This window comes from Vibrio sp. 10N.222.52.B12 (genome assembly GCF_002875385.1).
GTDB lineage: Bacteria > Pseudomonadota > Gammaproteobacteria > Enterobacterales > Vibrionaceae > Vibrio > Vibrio jasicida.
This window is the reverse complement of sequence record NZ_MDAW01000114.1, coordinates 18,646-36,412: the sequence shown is the minus strand read 5'-3', so window position 1 is coordinate 36,412 and position 17,767 is coordinate 18,646. Positions and strand designations below refer to the sequence as shown.

General features: G+C 45.8%; 18 protein-coding genes. 10 read left to right on the top strand and 8 right to left on the bottom strand.

Translation table 11 applies throughout. The annotated features are described in order from the left end of the window. The first annotated feature begins 69 nt into the window (after nucleotides 1-69). Nucleotides 70-498: a hypothetical protein gene (locus BCT11_RS10820; RefSeq protein WP_005434695.1), complete on the top strand. Its 429-nt coding sequence runs from the start codon at nucleotides 70-72 to the stop codon at nucleotides 496-498. A gap of 151 nt (nucleotides 499-649) precedes the next feature. Next, nucleotides 650-1,516 carry a glycerol kinase gene (locus BCT11_RS10815; RefSeq protein WP_042600332.1) on the top strand — a complete coding sequence of 289 codons (867 nt, stop codon included), beginning with the start codon at nucleotides 650-652 and terminating at the stop codon, nucleotides 1,514-1,516. A 126-nt stretch (nucleotides 1,517-1,642) separates the two neighbouring features. Here the strand turns inward: BCT11_RS10815 and nagB are convergent, their stop codons facing one another. Further along, the gene (gene nagB, locus BCT11_RS10805; RefSeq protein ID WP_038869802.1) at nucleotides 1,643-2,443 is read right to left on the bottom strand and encodes a glucosamine-6-phosphate deaminase; all 801 of its coding nucleotides are present in this window, start codon (nucleotides 2,441-2,443) and stop codon (nucleotides 1,643-1,645) included. Nucleotides 2,444-2,817: 374 nt separating this feature from the next. On the opposite strand from nagB, the gene BCT11_RS10800 reads away from it, so the two are divergent. After that, nucleotides 2,818-3,069: a DUF3081 domain-containing protein gene (locus BCT11_RS10800; protein WP_038880154.1), complete on the top strand. Its 252-nt coding sequence runs from the start codon at nucleotides 2,818-2,820 to the stop codon at nucleotides 3,067-3,069. A 142-nt stretch (nucleotides 3,070-3,211) separates the two neighbouring features. Here the strand turns inward: BCT11_RS10800 and BCT11_RS10795 are convergent, their stop codons facing one another. Then, on the bottom strand, nucleotides 3,212-3,565 hold the full coding sequence (locus tag BCT11_RS10795) for a DUF413 domain-containing protein (protein ID WP_038869800.1): 354 nt from the start codon (nucleotides 3,563-3,565) through the stop codon (nucleotides 3,212-3,214). A 148-nt stretch (nucleotides 3,566-3,713) separates the two neighbouring features. On the opposite strand from BCT11_RS10795, the gene BCT11_RS10790 reads away from it, so the two are divergent. Further along, nucleotides 3,714-4,607, top strand: a complete 894-nt coding sequence (locus BCT11_RS10790) for a LysR family transcriptional regulator (protein ID WP_038869799.1) — start codon at nucleotides 3,714-3,716, stop codon at nucleotides 4,605-4,607. A gap of 160 nt (nucleotides 4,608-4,767) precedes the next feature. On the opposite strand, the gene BCT11_RS10785 is transcribed toward BCT11_RS10790, so the two are convergent. After that, complete coding sequence (locus BCT11_RS10785) at nucleotides 4,768-5,211, bottom strand: DoxX family protein (protein WP_039973804.1); 444 nt, start codon at nucleotides 5,209-5,211, stop codon at nucleotides 4,768-4,770. A 348-nt stretch (nucleotides 5,212-5,559) separates the two neighbouring features. After that, the gene (locus BCT11_RS10780) at nucleotides 5,560-5,763 is read right to left on the bottom strand and encodes a hypothetical protein (protein WP_038869796.1); all 204 of its coding nucleotides are present in this window, start codon (nucleotides 5,761-5,763) and stop codon (nucleotides 5,560-5,562) included. 204 nt (nucleotides 5,764-5,967) lie between these two features. Here BCT11_RS10780 and BCT11_RS10775 point away from each other — a divergent pair, with 204 nt between their 5' ends. The 3 genes from BCT11_RS10775 (at nucleotide 5,968) to BCT11_RS10765 (ending at nucleotide 8,744) form a co-directional block, all read left to right on the top strand. Further along, complete coding sequence (locus BCT11_RS10775) at nucleotides 5,968-7,335, top strand: AlkA N-terminal domain-containing protein (RefSeq protein ID WP_038869794.1); 1,368 nt, start codon at nucleotides 5,968-5,970, stop codon at nucleotides 7,333-7,335. Then, nucleotides 7,332-7,814: a methylated-DNA--[protein]-cysteine S-methyltransferase gene (locus tag BCT11_RS10770; protein ID WP_005434707.1), complete on the top strand. Its 483-nt coding sequence runs from the start codon at nucleotides 7,332-7,334 to the stop codon at nucleotides 7,812-7,814. The genes BCT11_RS10775 and BCT11_RS10770 overlap by 4 nt, the downstream gene beginning before the upstream one ends. Nucleotides 7,815-7,922: 108 nt before the next feature. Further along, a complete protein-coding gene (locus BCT11_RS10765) occupies nucleotides 7,923-8,744 on the top strand; it encodes a hypothetical protein (RefSeq protein WP_042605945.1) in 822 nt (273 codons plus the stop codon). Between the two features lie 72 nt (nucleotides 8,745-8,816). Here BCT11_RS10765 and BCT11_RS10760 read toward each other — a convergent pair whose 3' ends face one another. Then, nucleotides 8,817-9,425, bottom strand: a complete 609-nt coding sequence (locus BCT11_RS10760; protein ID WP_038880163.1) for a YitT family protein — start codon at nucleotides 9,423-9,425, stop codon at nucleotides 8,817-8,819. A gap of 218 nt (nucleotides 9,426-9,643) precedes the next feature. On the opposite strand from BCT11_RS10760, the gene BCT11_RS10755 reads away from it, so the two are divergent. Then, entirely contained in the window at nucleotides 9,644-10,039 is a 396-nt protein-coding gene (locus tag BCT11_RS10755) for a GFA family protein (protein WP_102388305.1), read from the top strand. Nucleotides 10,040-10,065: 26 nt separating this feature from the next. Here BCT11_RS10755 and nhaD read toward each other — a convergent pair whose 3' ends face one another. Beyond that, complete coding sequence (nhaD, locus tag BCT11_RS10750) at nucleotides 10,066-11,496, bottom strand: sodium:proton antiporter NhaD (protein ID WP_102388304.1); 1,431 nt, start codon at nucleotides 11,494-11,496, stop codon at nucleotides 10,066-10,068. A gap of 420 nt (nucleotides 11,497-11,916) precedes the next feature. Beyond that, entirely contained in the window at nucleotides 11,917-12,942 is a 1,026-nt protein-coding gene (locus tag BCT11_RS10745; protein ID WP_042605943.1) for an acyltransferase family protein, read from the bottom strand. A 253-nt stretch (nucleotides 12,943-13,195) separates the two neighbouring features. Between BCT11_RS10745 and BCT11_RS10740 the strand changes: the two genes are divergently transcribed. Then, entirely contained in the window at nucleotides 13,196-13,786 is a 591-nt protein-coding gene (locus BCT11_RS10740; protein ID WP_038869909.1) for a TetR/AcrR family transcriptional regulator, read from the top strand. A gap of 122 nt (nucleotides 13,787-13,908) precedes the next feature. After that, the gene (locus BCT11_RS10735; RefSeq protein WP_039973789.1) at nucleotides 13,909-14,763 is read left to right on the top strand and encodes an alpha/beta hydrolase; all 855 of its coding nucleotides are present in this window, start codon (nucleotides 13,909-13,911) and stop codon (nucleotides 14,761-14,763) included. 118 nt (nucleotides 14,764-14,881) lie between these two features. Here the strand turns inward: BCT11_RS10735 and BCT11_RS10730 are convergent, their stop codons facing one another. Continuing rightward, complete coding sequence (locus tag BCT11_RS10730) at nucleotides 14,882-17,422, bottom strand: glycosyl hydrolase family 18 protein (RefSeq protein ID WP_042605942.1); 2,541 nt, start codon at nucleotides 17,420-17,422, stop codon at nucleotides 14,882-14,884. Nucleotides 17,423-17,767 lie beyond the last annotated feature (345 nt).

The window sequence follows — 17,767 nt, the reverse complement described above, 5'->3', positions numbered from 1 at the left end:
CATTGGTTGACTTACCATCAGGGTTGGCGCAAAGTTGCGCTTTGTCGTTATGAAACCCCGTTAATCTGAATGAAATTACTCCATCTGCAACTTTTCTGGTACGAAAAACATCACACCCTATTGGAGATGGAAGACCTGCCAATTCTCACCCCAGCGCAAGAGCAAGAACTGCGTGAGTGGGCGAAGACACGCCGCAAAATCCTCAGCTACGAAGTGCATCAACAACCTTGGGTAAAAGTGAACGTCGACGGTTTCTCATCGATTTTAGAGCTCAAACCAAATGGCACGTTGGTGGAAAAAGACTTGTTCAGTGAGCGTGGTTTACAGGGCTTATGGAAGGTCAGCGACGGCTTCTTGTTCATCAAAGTCATCAGCGGTGAATTCATCGTCGAATACCAAATTGTTGGTCATACAGAAAACAATGTGCACAGTGGTATCGAGTACATCAATGGCAAAATCAGTACCTACAGCAAGTTTGCCAAACTCGCGAATAATTAAGCCGATTCAATTTGATGTAGAGAAAGGAGCCAAAGTGCTCCTTTTTTGTTGTGGATAGAAAATCCCAACTATTCTTACTTCAAGCAATGAAATCAATGCGTTAATATCCAAGTCATTACCTTATTTCAAACAGTAGCAGGAGGCATGAATCGTGTCTGAAAAAATATCGACGTCGGCGCTGGCAAAAATGCGTCAGATAGAAGCCAAGCTGCTGTTTGCTGATCTGAAACGTGCAGGCTACATCGTTCGCCAAGACGAGAAATGGATTTTGACCGAAGAGGGCGCCAAGTTCGGTGGTGATTATGTCGATCACCCTAAATTTGGTCAGTTCATTGTTTGGCCGACCAACTTGCACATCGAGCTTGCTGCTACGTCTGGCAAAACCTACAGCGCAACCCAGTTGGGCGAGAAGCTGAAGCTCAATGCCAAGCGCATGAACCAGCTGTTAAGTGAGTTAGGCTGGATCAGCAAATCCGAAGAAGGTTGGAGCTTAACCGAAGCCGGAATTCGCGCTGGTGGTCAACAGAGAGCCGATAAAGAGTCGCAGAACACCTTTGTGGTGTGGCACGACGTAGTGCTGCGTAACAAGCGTCTTAAGCAGTCTGTGATTGAGTTTTTAGGTCAAGATGCCGAGTCCCATTCCACAGATAAGTCGTTTTCTAGTTTTCGCCAGAAGTTTGAAGCCAAGCACCGCACATTGGACGGACACTACGTTCGTTCTAAAGGGGAGCTTCTGATCGATAACTGGCTGTATTTGGCTGGTGTGGTGCATGCTTACGAGCGCCAACTGCCGATCGACCAAGACGTGACAAGCGATTTCTACCTACCAGGCGGCAAAGTCTATTTGCAGTTTTGGGGCAGCGATTCTGGCGAGATGTTAGAAGCGGAGCGAGAGAAGATTCGTGCGGTTTACGAGCAGCATAACTTCAACCTCATTGAGGTCGAACCGAGTGAGTTAGATAAACTCGATGAGGTATTGCCAAAACGTCTGCGCCAATTTGGTATTCAAGCTTATTAAACGCCTCGCTAACGGTTGTTTAAATTCCTACACCTTCAAACCTGCCAGTCTTTAAAAACGAAAAAACCCGTGATGACTCACGGGTTTTGTGTATTCAGCGTTTATCTTTGGTTGTTACCCGAAGGATTAGAAACCTTTGATGTTTTCCGCTTCTAGCTCAGAGAAGTACTTAACTGTCTTCACTTTAAGCTCTTGTTGTGAAGGCTCATCACAAACGATCACTGCTTTAGGGTGTAGTTGAAGTGCAGAAACCGTCCATAGGTGGTTTACGCTGCCTTCTACTGCTGCTTGTAGAGCAAGTGCTTTGTTGTGACCTGTTACTAGGATCATCACTTCTTGAGCGTCTAGTAGTGTGCCAACACCGATAGTTAGTGCGTACTTAGGAACTTGGTTGATGTCGCCATCGAAGAAACGAGAGTTCGCGATACGAGTGTCTTCAGTTAGTGTCTTGATGCGAGTGCGAGAAGACAGAGAAGATGCTGGCTCGTTGAATGCGATGTGACCGTCGTTACCTACGCCGCCCATGAATAGGTTGATCTTGCCGTAAGACTTGATTTTGTCTTCGTAGCGTTGGCATTCCGCTTCGTGATCTTCCGCGTTACCGTTAAGAAGGTTGATGTTCGCTTCTTGGATGTTTACGTGGTTGAAGAAGTTGGTGTACATGAATGAACGGTATGATTCTGGGTGATCCGCAGGGATACCGATGTATTCGTCCATGTTGAAAGTTACAACGTGTTCGAAGCTCACTTCACCAGCTTGGTAAAGTTCGATCAATGCTTTGTAAGTTGCTAGAGGAGTGCCACCTGTAGGTAGACCCAGAACGAACGGACGCTCAGCAGTTGGTTTGAAGTCGTTGATGCGCTTAGCGATGTGTGCTGCTGCCCACTTGCCTACTTGTGCTGCTTGAGCTAACGGGATAAGTCTCATTTTGTGCCCCTAGTTATTGGAATTTAAGATGTTCTGAAACATTAATTCGCATTATAAAATAAGTAATGTTGAACTGCTATTGTTTTAGGTCAAAAATTTGCTTTTTCTTTAACCAATGTTGCTTTTCTGGGCGATTTTTACGTTTGCTTCGAGTTGAATCTATGCAAAGCCGTGAAGCAAGCCTAGTTGATTAGCATGTAAAATTTATGACTGAAATTAAGTTTTTTGGCTGAACGAGCGAGCCGAATTGAATGGAGTTGCGTAGGAGAAAGGGAAGAAAAATGCCGAAGTTATGATCTCACGCAATCTATGGTGTGGCACGGCGTTTCTTCCTTATCCATACTTTAAGTGTGTTTATTGCTGAGGGAATCGCAATGAAAAACGAATTAGACGCAACCAAAGTGCTCCAAGCATACGAATGTGTGATGAACAACGGCACGCCTACTGAGTTTGGCAAGATGTATGAAGGGATAGAGGCCTATTCTGATTACGATGGCTATAACGTGTTTCTGAGGGGCAATGGTGTGGAGCTTACGGTGGGGTTCCACAACACCTATCATTTGGAATATGACCAAGAGCATCTGAAAGACAGCTTCTTGAAGAAGGTAGCCATGTTGGCGAAATAATCGCTCGCCAAATAGTTGTTCGGAAAAAATGAAAAGCCCTTAGGAATGTCACCTTTGGGCTTTTGGAAAAGAAATGGTTTTGCAACACCACCAAGTTGTATTTTTTGGCGGCTTAGCCAAGCATTATAGCTCGGCTATTCGATTAATCGTCTTCTGCTAGGCTCTCTTCCGCATAATCATCTGTCGCTTCTTGTTTGTTACGTCCATTTAGCGTGTGGAAGCGCTTGCGACCACGAGCTAGCTGTACGTATTTTAGCCAAGTGCGCTCGATCTTAGTTTTCGCTTTGCCTGGGTTTTCGAGAACTTTTACGAAGTGTTTTTCTTCGCTGTTCTCAGGTGTCAACTCGCCTGACTCTAAGCCAAGCATAGTATCCCCATAAATTGTTAGGATTTCCTCTTCTGAAAGAGTAAAATCGCCAGACTTTGCAAAGCCGCGTGGGAATTTTACGTTGTCGTAAAAACGTTTTTTGCCATGACGAAATTCAGTGTCAGACATATCAACAGCCTCTGTAACCGTTATTGATGAATGTGATGAATTACGGCGAAAATTAGGCGCAAAGCTAACAAAAGAAAAACAAAACTTTTTTGTCGTCAAAATTTTAATTAGTTGTTAATCTGGTTTTATATTGACCAGGAGATGGTTTATGGATGTAAAGGTCTTTCGAACATTTTTAGAGCTGGCAAAGGTTCGTCACTTCGGACGAGCTGCTGAGAACTTGTATATTACACAAGCTGCGGTGAGCGCACGCATCAAACAATTGGAAAGTTATTTCGATACGCAGTTGTTTATTCGTGATCGAAATAACATAAAGTTGACCTCCGCAGGTGAGCGTTTAATAGGCTATGCAGAGGTGATGGTTACCACTTTGCAGCAAGCCAAGCTCGAATTATCCCTCGAAGATGGTAAAGCGTTACAGCTGACCATGGGGGGAACGCCAAACATTTGGGATGCTTACTTACAAAACTGTCTAAGTGTTGTTACTGACTCTTTCGGCGGTTATGGCTTTATGGCGGAAGTCATGGGCCGTGAGATGCTAAGCCGCAGCCTGCTTGAGCGCACGCTAGATATGGCGTTTGCTTTCGACCAAATTAAAGCGGATGAGCTGAACTGTAAAAAAGTCGCTGATGTGGTGCTTGTGTTGGTTTCAACTAAGCCAGATTGTTTAGAAACCGTATTTGAGCAGAAATACGTTTACGTAGATTGGGGCACACGCTTTGCGTCTGAGCATGCAGAACGCCACCCTAAAATCCCTGCGCCTTACCTTCGCACTTCTACCGCGCGTATCGCGTTAGACTTCGTTTTGGAGAAGGGCGGCAGTGCTTACCTACCGGTGTCTCTGGTTGAGCCGTTCATTGCAAGCGGGCAGCTTCACAAGGTATCTGGCGTAGAAGATTGGTACCGTCCTATCTATTTGAGCTATCGCAAAGCCAGCACGTCTGTAGAAGCGATTAAGCAGGTTGAAGAAATCGTGAAAGAGATTGACCCGTTAACGGCGTACAGCTTGCAGCAAATTGCGGACATTCCGGCAGACGAGTAATTTCTGCTTTTGCGATCCAGTGCAAATTTAAACGAAAGCCCTTTGGTATAAACCAAGGGGCTTTTTGTATTGGTTTGCGTAAATTTACAGATGTTTATAAATTCAGTGTGATGCTTGAAGCGAGAGTCATGGCAGAATTTAGGCCCATGACGAACCTGCTTTACGCCAGTTTTTGATGAAGTGTGCCATCCAGTGCTGCTTTGCCTGCGCCAGAAAATGCGAGAGAAACGCAAGCTGCCAGTAATGCGAGACCAAATTCGTAACCGTTGTTCGACATGAACAAACCATTCTTGAAATGAACCGAGAAAATCGCAATCACCATGGTGAATGCCAGAGCTACAGCCGCTGGTCGAGTTAGAAGACCAAGCAAGATGAATAAGCCACCAAAGAATTCTGCGCTGCCCGCAAGAAGTGCCATCAACATGCCTGGGCCTAAACCGATCGATGCCATCCACTGACCTGTTGCTTCAAGGCCGTATCCGCCAAACCAGCCGAAAAGTTTTTGTGCACCGTGCGCCATAAATATAATGCCAACCGGAATGCGAAGGGTGAGTGCGCTGTAACCTGCATTTGAAGTCGTGATTTTGTGTAGCAGTGCTTTCATGATTTTATCCTTCCTCGGAAACTCTACTTATTTGGGGTGATCGCCCCTTTGTTGTTGGAGCAAGTTTAGGTAGTGGGTTCAGAAGAAAAAATCGGGACAATTTGATGCTCTCGTTCGAGAAATTTGATGGAACATTTTTAACGTAACAAATACAGGATTTTAGGCTAATTTTAGGATCTTTTTATTGTTCGTTACTATGGTGTTTTTGTTTATGGAAGTCGCAACATTTCGAATAACTTTCCGATCGTGTTTTGTATTTTGAAATAAGAATGTCGTAAATACTGAGCAAAAAAAGAGCACATTTCTGTGCTCTTTTGTTTTTACGATTAACAAGGGAGAAAGGAGTGTTTAAAGATTCATTAAGCTTTCAAGCGAGTCCTCTACGCTATGGTAGTGGTAGGTGCGTATACTCACACCATCCGACGCATTGATTTGAATTTCTGAAATCTCGTTATCAGAGTCGCGCTCAATAATCCCTATAGAGTGCTCGACTGATTTACTGGTAATAACCTTGTGATTTCTAAGTACAATCACGCACGTATGTAAGTCCATGCCAATTCCCTTTAGCCGACGTTGTTGTGTTGTTCTGATTTAACTCTAGTGCACAAATTTACTAATGCCAAAAATTCTCAATATTGAGTTCCGAAAATGGCTAATTTACAGTAACCCTTCGTTCTACAATGAAGTTATACCGTTTGAGTTGTAACCTAACATGCGGCTCTATAGAGCACCCAATGCGAAAGCAAGGACAGCATCATGCTTATCCATCCCCATACATTGTTGACGTTCGAGCAGTGCCAAAAAGCGCGCATGGCACGTGACAGCCGTTTTGACGGTCGTTTCTACGTTGCAGTCAAAACCACTGGGATTTTTTGTCGACCAATTTGTCCAGCCAATCTGCCCAAAGAGGAAAACGTTGAGTACTTCACTGACAAGACGCAGGCACTGAAGGCCGGATACCGCCCTTGCTTACGTTGCCGCCCAGACAGTGCGCCAGGATCATGGGCTTGGAAAGGGGTTGAAACCACATTTCAACGTGCGATCAAAATGATCGATCGTGGTGAGTTGCACCATAGGTCCCTCGCGGATCTCTCCGATCGTCTCGGGATCTCAGATCGTTATTTGCGCATGCTGTTCGAGCAATATTTGGGGATGTCACCTAAGCAATATGCGCAGTATCAGCAGTTGATGTTTGCTAAGCAGCTTCTGCATTCGAGTTCGATGTCAGTCACTGAAGTTGGCTTTGCCGCAGGATTTAACAGCACTCGACGCTTCAATGATGCGTTTCAAAAGATCCTTCAGCTAACGCCTTCTCAAGTGCGCAGAAAGGAGTTTGATGGCGTGGGGACGAATCGAATCGTGCTCCCTTATCGCGGTGCTTTGAACTGGCAACACATGCTCGATTTTTATCGTCTGCGTGCGATTGAGGGGATGGAGCAAGTTACGCAAAACACCTACCAGCGCAATGTTGTGCTGGATGATTGCCATGCACGATTCAAGGCTACTCAAGGGGAGGGCTACCTTGAGATAGAGTTTGATATTGAAGATGTTACTAAGCTGCAAAACCTTGTGTCTGGCGTGCGTCGAATGTTCGATCTCGATGCGGATATTTGCACCGTCGAGCAGCACCTGGAATACATTGCGCCTGGATTGGTGAAAACCCACGGGATTCGGATTCCGGGCGTCTGGAGTGCGTGGGAAGCCGGTGTACGTGCCGTGTTGGGTCAACAAGTGTCGGTCAAAGCCGCAATTGGGCAACTTAACTTGTTAGTGGAAACACTCAGCAGCGATCAGCATGCGCGCCACTTTCCAACGCCAGAAGCGATTGCTAATGCCGATGTTAGCTTCTTGCGTATGCCGCAAAGCCGTAAAGACACGCTCGTGCGATTTGCTCAGTACATGCAGCAAAACCCAGAAGCCGATCCGCAGCAATGGCTGGAATTAAAAGGCATTGGTCCGTGGACGGTGAGCTATGCGCAATTGCGTGGCCAATCTCAGCCCGATTGTTTTTTAGATAAAGACTTGGTGGTGAAGAAAGCCATGCCAAACTATCCGTCATTGAATGCTCATACTGCATCGCCTTGGGGCAGTTACGCGACTTTTCACTTATGGAATCAATCATGAAATCACTTTATACGGTAATGCCAAGTCCGTTAGGCGCTGTGACCATTCAAGCTAACGATCAAGGTTTGCTCGGAATTTGGTTTGAAACGTGTACCACCAAACCAGATGATTTGGGTGAGCGTGATGATCAACATGCAGTGCTCAGTCAGACTGTTACTCAATTGGAAGAATACTTTGCTGGGCTGCGTAACGAATTTGACTTGCCACTTGCAGCGACAGGCACTGATTTCCAAACTCAAGTTTGGCATGCGCTAACGACCATTCCTTATGGTGAAACATGGAGCTACCAAGACTTGGCGAATGCCATCGGCAATCCGAAGGCGGTACGAGCGGTGGGACTGGCGAACGGTAAGAATCCTATTTCGATTGTGGTGCCGTGCCATCGTGTGATTGGAAAAAGTGGCAAGCTCACTGGTTATGCGGGCGGGGTAGAGCGCAAACAGCGATTATTGGCTTTGGAGAAGGGCTCGCCACTTTAAGTGAGGCCATTCTCAGAATCCGGCAAGGTTTACCTTATTTGCTTCGATTTTGTGTAGGGTTGTTGAGCTAAAGAGCAATCCAGAGCAATGAAAAAGGAAAATAAGGATATGTCTTTCAAAACGGATTTTGATGCATTCATAAACCAAAGTTGGCAGCAGCATGAAGCGCAGCCACAACAAACATACACTCAATTAGAACAAGCGCTTAGTGAGGTGGAAGACACTAACCATGCTGAGCGCATCTTACCCTTGATGCTGCACACTTCCATCGGTCATCTGCACGACCCGAAGCAGTTTCTCACCAGTTTAGATAAGCTCGAAAATGGCGTAGCGAGTCAGTGTATGGTGCGTCAGAGAGCCAAAATTGTCGCGCAGTACTTTGTGGATCAAACGACGGACCATATCGTTGACTTGGAAGATGTCGATCAGCGCCGCGTTTTTGCTCAGATTGCCAACGAGCTATCTGCGATGAACGAGCTAGAGCAAGCTAGCACATGGTTAGCAAAAGCAGCCAACGGGATAGATTCAGACCAAACTGCCGAGCCGTTGGCACGTTCAATTGCCATTACGGGCAACAACCTTGCCTGCCAATATGAAGAGCTTGAAACGCGCTCTGAAGCCCAGGTAGAGCGAATGCTAGAGGCTGCAACATTGGCGCTTGAGAATTGGAAGGTTGCTGGTGGTTGGATGCAAGAAGAGCGCGCAGAATATCGTTTAGCCATGAGCCTACTTAAAGAAGGAAACCCACTCCAAGCCAAAGTGCACGCTGATCGCTGTGAGGCAATCTGTCGACAAAATGGAGAAGATGCTTTTGAGCTCTTCTACGCGAATGATTTATTGATGCTGGTGCATTATCACTTAAGCCAACAAAACAAGCTCAAGCTGGCTGAAGGGGACCAACAATACTGTGAGAACTCGCCTCTAGTGTAGTCTTATGTAGCGGACAAGGAAAAGCCCCGAGAATTTGTCTCGGGGCTTTGGTTTTTGTCATGTGTTAGAAGATTATGCCGATTGTGGCGTTGGCTGATATCGCCCTGGTTTGTGGTTCATTGCCAAGATTAAGTTGGTCGCCACCGCGCCAAGTATAGATAGGGCGATCAAGTGAATATCGACGATAAATAGAGACATCACCACGATGGTGCAGTCGAGCGCCATTTGAACTTTGCCTGCACGAATGCCAAAGCGTTCCTGAAGGTAAAGTGCCAGTATGTTGAAACCGCCCAAGCTCATCTTGTGGCGGAAAATTACCAGCATTCCCATACCAATCAGGCCTCCACCGAGGAGGGCGGCGTAAACGGGTTCAATACGAGAAATTTCAATCACATGGTGCAGGTGGTCTACCGCAAAGGACACGATCGAAACCGCAATAAAAGTGTTGATGGTAAAACGCCAACCCATGCGCATCACAGACAAAATGTAGAAAGGTAGGTTCAGTGCAAAGAAGATCTGACCAAAGCTAAAATCACTCACTTTAGTGAGGAAGATAGCAAGACCAGCAGTGCCACCTGTCAGCAGTCCCACTTTGCTAAAAAAGATAACCCCAAGTGACACCAACGCACTACCGAGCGTCAGAGCCAAGAGGTTCTCTCTAAGGCTATGATCTTTATCCATAAAAGTATTTTCCTTGGTTTTAAAACCGTTTTAACTGCAAGCGCACAACCAAAACGGATGCGGTTGGCAAAACGCCAACCAAATAGTGATAAATCGATGAATAAAATGTCGTGAAAAGTGATTGATGTCGAGTTTTTGACCTAGATTGCGCGGATGTTAACTGTTTAACAGACTTTACACATTAAGCTAGATGAACACTGAAGCAACAAGAAAAAGTCATGATTAAACAAGTGGGTAGTACCACAATTCAGCCTTTGCATAAGCTCTCTTGTCATTGCGGAAAAGTACAAATCGAACTGTCGTTACCAAATGGAATCGAGAAGCCTAGACGTTGTGATTGTTCTATGTGCCGACGTCGTGGCGCGATTGTGGCATCAGTACCTTTGAATGGGATTCGCATCATCCAAGGTGAGGAGGCACTCAAGCTGTATCAGTTTAATACCAGCACGGCTAAGCATTTTTTCTGTGGTGAATGCGGTATCTACACGCATCATCAGCGCCGTTCTGACCCGAGTAAATACGGTTATAACGTTGGTTGCTTAGAAGATGTAAATCCTTATGAGCTGGGAGATATTGAGGTGATGGATGGCGTGAACCACCCATCAGACCGGTAAGAATATTCAATATTGATCAAGGTAGGTTAAGTGAACAAACTGCCATTCATCCAAAGGTGCGCCGCAATACTTGCGGCATAACCTAGCGCAATCACCGGTGCCCATTTTAAATGGCCAAAGAAGGTGTATTGTCCCCTTGCTGCCCCCATTAATGCCACGCCAGCCGCTGAACCAATCGAAAGCAAGCTACCACCCACGCCTGCAGTCAGCGTGACTAACAGCCAGTTCCCCATCGACATGGTTGGCTCCATCGTTAATACAGCAAACATCACTGGAATGTTATCCACGATAGCAGAGAGAATCCCCACCATGACGTTAGCCCAGATTGGGCTCCATTCGGTGTACATCACGTTGGAAACTAACCCAAGATAACCGAGCAAACTCAAACCGCCGACACACATGACGACACCATAGAAGAACAGTAAAGTATCCCACTCTGCACGTGATACACGGTGGAATACATCAAACGGCACCACTGAACCTAAACGCTTTAAGGCATAATCATCGCCATTGGCAATCGCTTCGGCCGCTTTTTTAGCAAGTGAATGTTTTAGTGTTCGACGCAGGAAATAACCGAAAAACTGCAGGTACGCCAAGCCCATCATCATTCCGATTACTGGCGGGAAGTGAAGTACCGCGTGGAAAGATACCGCCGTCGCGATAGTGAGAATAAACAAGCCTACAATTCGTCTTGCTCCACGTTTCAATTCAATATGTTCATGGACCGTATCTGGCTTAGTGTTTGGTACAAACAACGACATGATGAACGCAGGAATGACGTAGTTGATCAATGACGGAACAAACAACGGCATAAATTCAGCAAAACTGACGTGTCCTGCCTGCCAAACCATCAGGGTCGTTATATCACCAAATGGACTGAATGCGCCGCCAGCGTTCGCCGCAATGACGATGTTAATACAGGCAAGGTTCACAAACCTTGGATTATCACCAGAAACTTTCATCACCACCGCACACATTAACAGGGCCGTGGTTAAGTTATCCGCGATAGGTGAAATGACAAATGCCAAGCCACCTGTAAGCCAAAATAGCTGTTTGAAATCGAAACCTTTACCGACCATCCATGCTTGCAGAGCATCAAACAGCCTCCGCTCTTCCATTGCATTGATGTAAGTCATCGCTACTAGTAGGAACAATAAAAGTTCGGCGTATTCCAGAAGGTTGTGTTCCAGTGCGGCTTTAGCGACGTCAGCTTGGTTGTGTTGGGCAAAGGTGTACCCAATCAAAATCCAGATTAATCCTGCGGCGAGCAGTACTGGTTTGGATTTTCGCATATGCAGGTATTCTTCCAGCATCACCAGAATGTAAGCAATGGTGAAGAGAATCAGTGCGGCATAGCCGACGGCAGAATTGACGAGGTTGAGGTCACTGGTGGACGCTGCGAAACTGGGGCTTGAAAAGAGTAAGCAGTAGAAAGCGACAATTGGATAGATTGACATAGACATTTCTCCTTGTCTGACTGGAGAAATTTTAGCCACAAATTAATAAGTTAAGTGTGAGAAAGCTCGAATTAACGGTAGGAGTTTTGAATTGATGTAGTTTGCGCCACTACTTTCTGAGTGACGCAATACTTGCAGCGCCAAATAGGAATACTGCAGCGTATAAACCGTAAGTTAGCCAATGGCTAATTTCTAAAAAAGGAACGAGTCCTTGACCTGCCCACATACCGCCTCCGTTTAATGAGCATTTTGTTGATGTCGAATAAATCTAAAGTAAATGAACAATGTTTTTTGTGAGTGAAAGCAAATTACGTAGCATTAGAAGTGATAATGTTGGCGAGTGAGAGAGAGCTCTCATTTTTGAGAGGCTTTCTTTAACCCCAAAGTGTTAGAGCAAGCCATACATAGTGCTGAATGGATTTAGCGCAGCAATAGTTTTTTCAGTGGAGTGGCTTCGATGCCTTTCACAAGCAGCAGAGTGACCACAATCGTTACTGGATAAATAAAGGCGTCTTTAGCTAGGTTTTCTAGCCCCAACATACCTGCGATGTTCATCATGATGATGATCACCAATAGGTGGCTCACGTAGATGCCTAGGATGCTCGGTGACCATTTAAATACCCATGGCATATTGCCGAAGTTTGGGTGAGCAAGAAGCCACATGAATACACCCAACGACCAAATTACGGTACCAAACAAGAAGTCGTGTGAGTTAAATGCGATTTCATAATTCACAAGGTAATAGGCTTCGCCAAAATGCAGTGCCATACCGATCAGTATTAAGCGAATGGTGTTATTGCGCGACCATTGCCACTGATGTTGTCTTGCTAAGTAACCAAGTACCACCAATAAAGTACTGAAGAACGGACCATTACGTGTAAAGAAGGGCGTTGGTAGTTCAGTGAGTGTGACGTAGCTGCCTGCAAACACACCGTAGACGTAAAGTAATACCGCCGCAGGAAGCAACAGTTGTACCATGTTAATGCGAACCAGCAACGCAATAATAGCCACGGCGATGACAAGTGCAGGAATGAACCACAAATGCACCAAGCCACCTTCTAAGAGCGAGTTCACTGGGTTCGACATCAGGTAATCCCAATAACCCTGTCGCTCGACGAGGTAACCTGCTTCTGCAACTACTTGCCAGCGAAACGGCATTAACAGACAAATCAGACTCCAAATCAGCCATATTTTGAGCAGAGGCTTGGCGTAGTTTTTCAGTGTCTCAACGGGATTTGTACTGAGTTTAGGCTGGATTAGATATCCGGAGATGAGAAAAAACAGTGGTACAGCAAAGCGAGCCAATTGGTTAAGCATGTACCCAACCCAAGGTACTTCATCCCATTGCCAATACGTGAGAGCCATCTGACAGTGAAGCCCAATGATCGCAAACATTGCGATGATGCGGGCAAATTCTAAACTGGCAATTTTCTTTGTTGTTGCCATAAGTGCTTACCTAAAAAAGTGAAAAATCGCTGCGAAATTAGCAGTTAACGATTCAGTTCTCGCGGTAAAAAATCAACTCATGTGCAATTGACGGCAACCAGTTTGCGAAATTCAGACCCATCTCTAATTTCTAAAATCAAGATTCATTACTTCTTTCAATGTATTGAGATCGAGGCTGTGTCTGATCATGATGGTTGGTTTGACCAGTAAACTTAATATTGCAAAAAAGTACGGTCGTGCTAAAAATGCAGTTATGAAAAAAGGAAAAGTAACCAAAGAACTTATTCTGCAACGTGCATTCCAACTGGCGAGCGAAAATGGATTGGAAAGTCTTACCATTGGTGAGTTAGCGAAGCAGTGCGGGATGTCGAAAAGTGGTTTATTTGCTCACTTTAACTCGAAGTTAAATCTTCAGCTGTCAGTATTGGAACACGCCAATCTAGTATTTGCTGAGCGTGTGATTGCGCCTGCACGTGAGTTAGGTGACAGCAATATTGAACGTAAAGTACGTGGCTTACTAGACACTTGGATGACGTGGAACCACTCTTTTCAAGGCAGTTGCATGTTCCTTGATGCTTGGAACGACACCGCAGAAGAAGGTTGTGCATTGCAAGCGGCATTGCGTAAGTCGATTGATACTTGGTTGAATTATCTCGAAATTCAGATCAAGAAAGGCAAAGAAAACCAAGAGTTTGTTGTGGATTTAGACACGCGACAAGCGACCTTTGATTTATACGGACAGTACTTAAGTGCACACGTGTTTTATTCGATCAAAGGGGAAGAAGAAAGCCAGAGACTGTTTTGGCAAGGCATCGATAACTTGTTTACTCGATGGAAGCGCTAACCCCGCGGTAACGGGTATAGTAAAAGATTCAAAATGAAGAGCGACAACGAGCGCTCTTTCTTATCAGCATAAAAAGCACGACCGTTCTATTTTGTGCAAGGCTGATAGTTAAGGAAACGATCATGAGTGAGAAAATTTACTTCAACACTTCGCAGAAATTCAGTGTAAAGCGCAGTTTAATCAACATCAGCACGCGTTTGCACCATACGCTCGCGCCCTCACACGCAAAAAATACCGCGCGTAAATTGCTGCTTACTCCTGCGCGTACTCAGCCAAAAAACGCTGAGCCACAGGGACTGATCAAAAGTGAAATCCAAGGTCATGCTGGGGCAATTAAAATCTATCAGCTTGGAAGCGGTCCGGTATGGATTCTTACTCACGGTTGGTCTGGAACTGCCAGTCAGTTCTATCCGTTGATGAAGCACATTGCGGCATCTGGTTACACCGCATTAGCATACGACCATCCTGCACATGGTGAGAGTGATGGTCAGTACGGACACATCCCTGCGTTTGTTCGTGGCCTAGAGGATGTATTGGATTCGGTGGAAGACGTAGCAGGTTTAGTTGGGCACAGCATGGGCACTGCGTCGGCGCTGGAATGTCGCCACAGTAAACTAGAGAACAAACCTCTATTGTTGATAGCTCCGGTTCTGAATTATGTAGAAAACCTGTTTGGTAGCATTGCACGCTCAGGATACTCCATGAAGTTATTCAAAGCGGTGGTGTCTGAGGTTGAGGACCAGTTTGGCTATCCACTGCAGTCGATTGACCCAGAAAAGCGTCTAGCAGAGCGCGAAGCAAAAACCATCATTGTTCATGATGAGCAAGACAAGTTCACTAAGCACAGTGTCTCTGCGCAAGCAGCGAGTGAGATGGCACGGGTTGAATTAGTGACGACTCAAGGCCAAGGTCACGGTCGCGTGATGAAGTGTGAAGAGGTGTTCCAGAGTTTCGACCGTTTAATTGAAGCTAGCTGATTATTGAAAAGCACTTAATAGATTCTGTTAGAACAACAAAGGACAGCCGAAGCTGTCCTTTTCTTTTATAACTCTATTGAAAGCGAGTGATGTTGAATCACAACGCTTTTATCAGTGCTTAGTTACAGTTAGCTGGGCCAACTTCTTTCCAAACACCCCATTCGCCAGACTTACTAGGATCTTGTCCTTGTGTCCACCACTTCGCTTCCCAAGTCTTACCTGCGTAAGTCACTTGGTCACCGCCAGTGTAAACAGCTGTTGCATCCCATGCGTTAGTACAAGTGCCACCACCTGTGCTGTGCTTAGATACAACAACGGTTGCACTTGCTGAAGATGCTGCTTGGCCATCGCTTACGCTTACAGTGAAGCTTAGGCTAGTGTCTTGCGGGTATTCTGCTGCTGTGAACGTCACTTTCGCACCGTTAACTGTTGCGTTTAGACCTTGAGGTAGCGTCCAATCGAACGTGAGTGTGTCGTTGTCAGCATCGCTAGAAGCGGAAGCGTCAATTACAACCATGTCACCAGCTTTCGCACTTGCAGGTGCAGAGACCTGCGCAACAGGTGCTGTATTTGGTGGATCAATCACGCCAGCAGGCTTAACCGTTACCACAACAAGATCAGAAGCGCTTGCGCCGTCATTGTCTGTCACGGTTAGCTTGAACGTTAGCTGTTCTTCTGCAGTCACTTCTGCTGCATCAAAGCTTGCTGTTGCAGTGTTTGCGCCAGATAGAGCCACTGCTGTACCTGATACTTGCTCCCAAGCATAGCTTGCGATTGTACCATCAGAGTCTGTTGAGTTGCTGCCATCAAGCACAACACTTGCAGGGCCTGTTACTGCTTGGTCCGCACCTGCTGCTGCCGTTGGTTTACGGTTTGGTGGAACAACGACACCGCCCGCCATACCTTCGTGCATTGCATTCAGGATGTCGCCGTTATCTGCGTCAATTTCCCAAGAGAACAGACCTGCAAGACCTAGCGACTTCGCGTAGTTACCTTTCGCAAGAATAGAGCGGTGGTCATCAAATGTGATCAGCTCACCTGTTGAACGGTTCCACACCCATGGAGCTTCTGCTTGTGCATCGTAGCCGTATTCAAAGCCGTTGATACCAGTATTGTTTGCACCAAGCATGAATGACTTAATGCCTTTGTAGTCAATCACGCCATCTTCCCAGACGCCTTGAGTCGTGCTGCCTTTCAGTTTGCCTGTTGCAGTACCTGTCATTGGGTCATTTGGATCGGTTAGCGTATCAGGTGTTACGCCTTCCCAGCCACGGCCATACATTGCTGTACCTAGTACAAGTTTGTTCGCAGGAACACCTTGAGCTAGAAGAAGTTGGATACCGTTGTCGGCTGTATATGCAGGACCTTTGTACGCTTCACCGTTCTCATCTACACCGCTGCCGTCACACTGACCTGGGCGCATAAATGAACCACAGTAAAGTGCCGTTTGGTGACCAGGTACGTTGTTCCAACCGCCGTAGAAGTCGTAAGTCATTGCGAAGATGTAGTCCATGTACTGAACAGCGTCAGCGTAATCAACATCTTCAATTTTATCGTAACCTACACCGATTGCAGACGTTAGCTCGTAAGTACGGCCTGTTTCTGCTTCTAGCTCATCCAACATTGCACGTAGTTCACGCATCAATGCGATGTAAGCAGGGCCATCGTTTACTGGGTCACCTTTATCTGCTGCGGCACCGCCACCACCAGGGAATTCCCAGTCGATATCAACACCGTCGTAGAATTTCCATGTTTTTAGGAATTTCTTCACAGATGCGACAAACGTGTCACGGTTGGTCTTATCAACGAAATCGAAGAATGGGTCAGACAGTGTCCAACCACCGATCGATGGGATGATTTTTAGATCAGGGTTACGTTGCTTCAATGCCATTAACATCGCGTAGTTACCCTTGATCGGCGTGCTGTATTCGTGACCAGCTTGCGCGAAACTCTTTTGATAAGCTGCCCATGGGTCATGGATAACCACTTCGTAGTCGTTCACACCACGACAAGCGGTTTGCAGTGCGTTGAAGCTATTGCCACCAACCGATTTCACTGATTCATTTGGACCACAAATTGGGATGAAGCCGTAAAGGATGTGAGTCAGGTTGTCGACCGGCATATTATCAACCGTGTAGTCACGGCCATAGATGCCCCACTCAACAAAGTAAGTACCCATGACAACACTTGGGTCGGTGTTGTAGGTTTTGTTGTTCGGGTCAACGTTCATAGTTAGCGGCGGTAAATGAGAACCGTCTGTATCCGCAATCGTAATCTCTACTGGTGCGCTTTTCGCACAGCCTGTTGCGTCACACGCTTCGATTTCCATTTGGTACAAACCACCTTGGCCGTATTCAAACGACGCAGTAGTTTGGCTACCAGTGATAGGGCCTGTAGCGACTTGAACTCCATCAAAGTAGATGTTGTAAGTGTCACCAGAAGTACCACTCCACTGGTTAAATTTCACGTTGATCTTAGCTAGCTCATGGTACTTAACCATGTCGTTGTAGCCAGATGTGGTTTCCATTGCCAGTTCAATTTTAGAAAATTGCAGGTTATTAGAACCATACATGTCGATACTTGGTGCTGTTGGAGCCGCATTTGCAGCGCCAGAAAGAGCTAGGGCAACCCCAGCTGCACATAGGTTAAATCGAATCATAACTTCTCTCTCAATCCTTGATTTTATGTTCATTCACGAACACAAGCTGCTCTTGCGACAGAAAAGACAACCGATTCACACACTGTGCAAAAGCATCACATTCAGCATTTCAGAAGCTTTTTTTTTTTCAAAAAAAAATAAATCAAGATTCGACTCTGTTACACAAATCTCACTACAAGAAACATTGTTTTGCATAGAAAATACAATATTGAGCCAATAATTTATAAATATTTTGCATGCGTTTAATTAATTATCTACTCAGTCTGGCAATGTTATTTTGCGAGTGAAATTAAATTTTTATTATGTAACAGAGCAAGTTACGTTAGAAATTGCCAGTAACGGCCC

Coding starts and splice junctions, on each gene's coding strand:
- BCT11_RS10820 (WP_005434695.1), top strand. CDS start 70: ATGAAATTACTCCATCTGCAACTTTTCTGGTACGAAAAACATCACACC.
- nagB (WP_038869802.1), bottom strand. CDS start 2,443: ATGAGACTTATCCCGTTAGCTCAAGCAGCACAAGTAGGCAAGTGGGCA.
- BCT11_RS10800 (WP_038880154.1), top strand. CDS start 2,818: ATGAAAAACGAATTAGACGCAACCAAAGTGCTCCAAGCATACGAATGT.
- BCT11_RS10795 (WP_038869800.1), bottom strand. CDS start 3,565: ATGTCTGACACTGAATTTCGTCATGGCAAAAAACGTTTTTACGACAAC.
- BCT11_RS10790 (WP_038869799.1), top strand. CDS start 3,714: ATGGATGTAAAGGTCTTTCGAACATTTTTAGAGCTGGCAAAGGTTCGT.
- BCT11_RS10785 (WP_039973804.1), bottom strand. CDS start 5,211: ATGAAAGCACTGCTACACAAAATCACGACTTCAAATGCAGGTTACAGC.
- BCT11_RS10780 (WP_038869796.1), bottom strand. CDS start 5,763: ATGGACTTACATACGTGCGTGATTGTACTTAGAAATCACAAGGTTATT.
- BCT11_RS10775 (WP_038869794.1), top strand. CDS start 5,968: ATGCTTATCCATCCCCATACATTGTTGACGTTCGAGCAGTGCCAAAAA.
- BCT11_RS10770 (WP_005434707.1), top strand. CDS start 7,332: ATGAAATCACTTTATACGGTAATGCCAAGTCCGTTAGGCGCTGTGACC.
- BCT11_RS10765 (WP_042605945.1), top strand. CDS start 7,923: ATGTCTTTCAAAACGGATTTTGATGCATTCATAAACCAAAGTTGGCAG.
- BCT11_RS10760 (WP_038880163.1), bottom strand. CDS start 9,425: ATGGATAAAGATCATAGCCTTAGAGAGAACCTCTTGGCTCTGACGCTC.
- BCT11_RS10755 (WP_102388305.1), top strand. CDS start 9,644: ATGATTAAACAAGTGGGTAGTACCACAATTCAGCCTTTGCATAAGCTC.
- nhaD (WP_102388304.1), bottom strand. CDS start 11,496: ATGTCAATCTATCCAATTGTCGCTTTCTACTGCTTACTCTTTTCAAGC.
- BCT11_RS10745 (WP_042605943.1), bottom strand. CDS start 12,942: ATGGCAACAACAAAGAAAATTGCCAGTTTAGAATTTGCCCGCATCATC.
- BCT11_RS10740 (WP_038869909.1), top strand. CDS start 13,196: ATGAAAAAAGGAAAAGTAACCAAAGAACTTATTCTGCAACGTGCATTC.
- BCT11_RS10735 (WP_039973789.1), top strand. CDS start 13,909: ATGAGTGAGAAAATTTACTTCAACACTTCGCAGAAATTCAGTGTAAAG.
- BCT11_RS10730 (WP_042605942.1), bottom strand. CDS start 17,422: ATGATTCGATTTAACCTATGTGCAGCTGGGGTTGCCCTAGCTCTTTCT.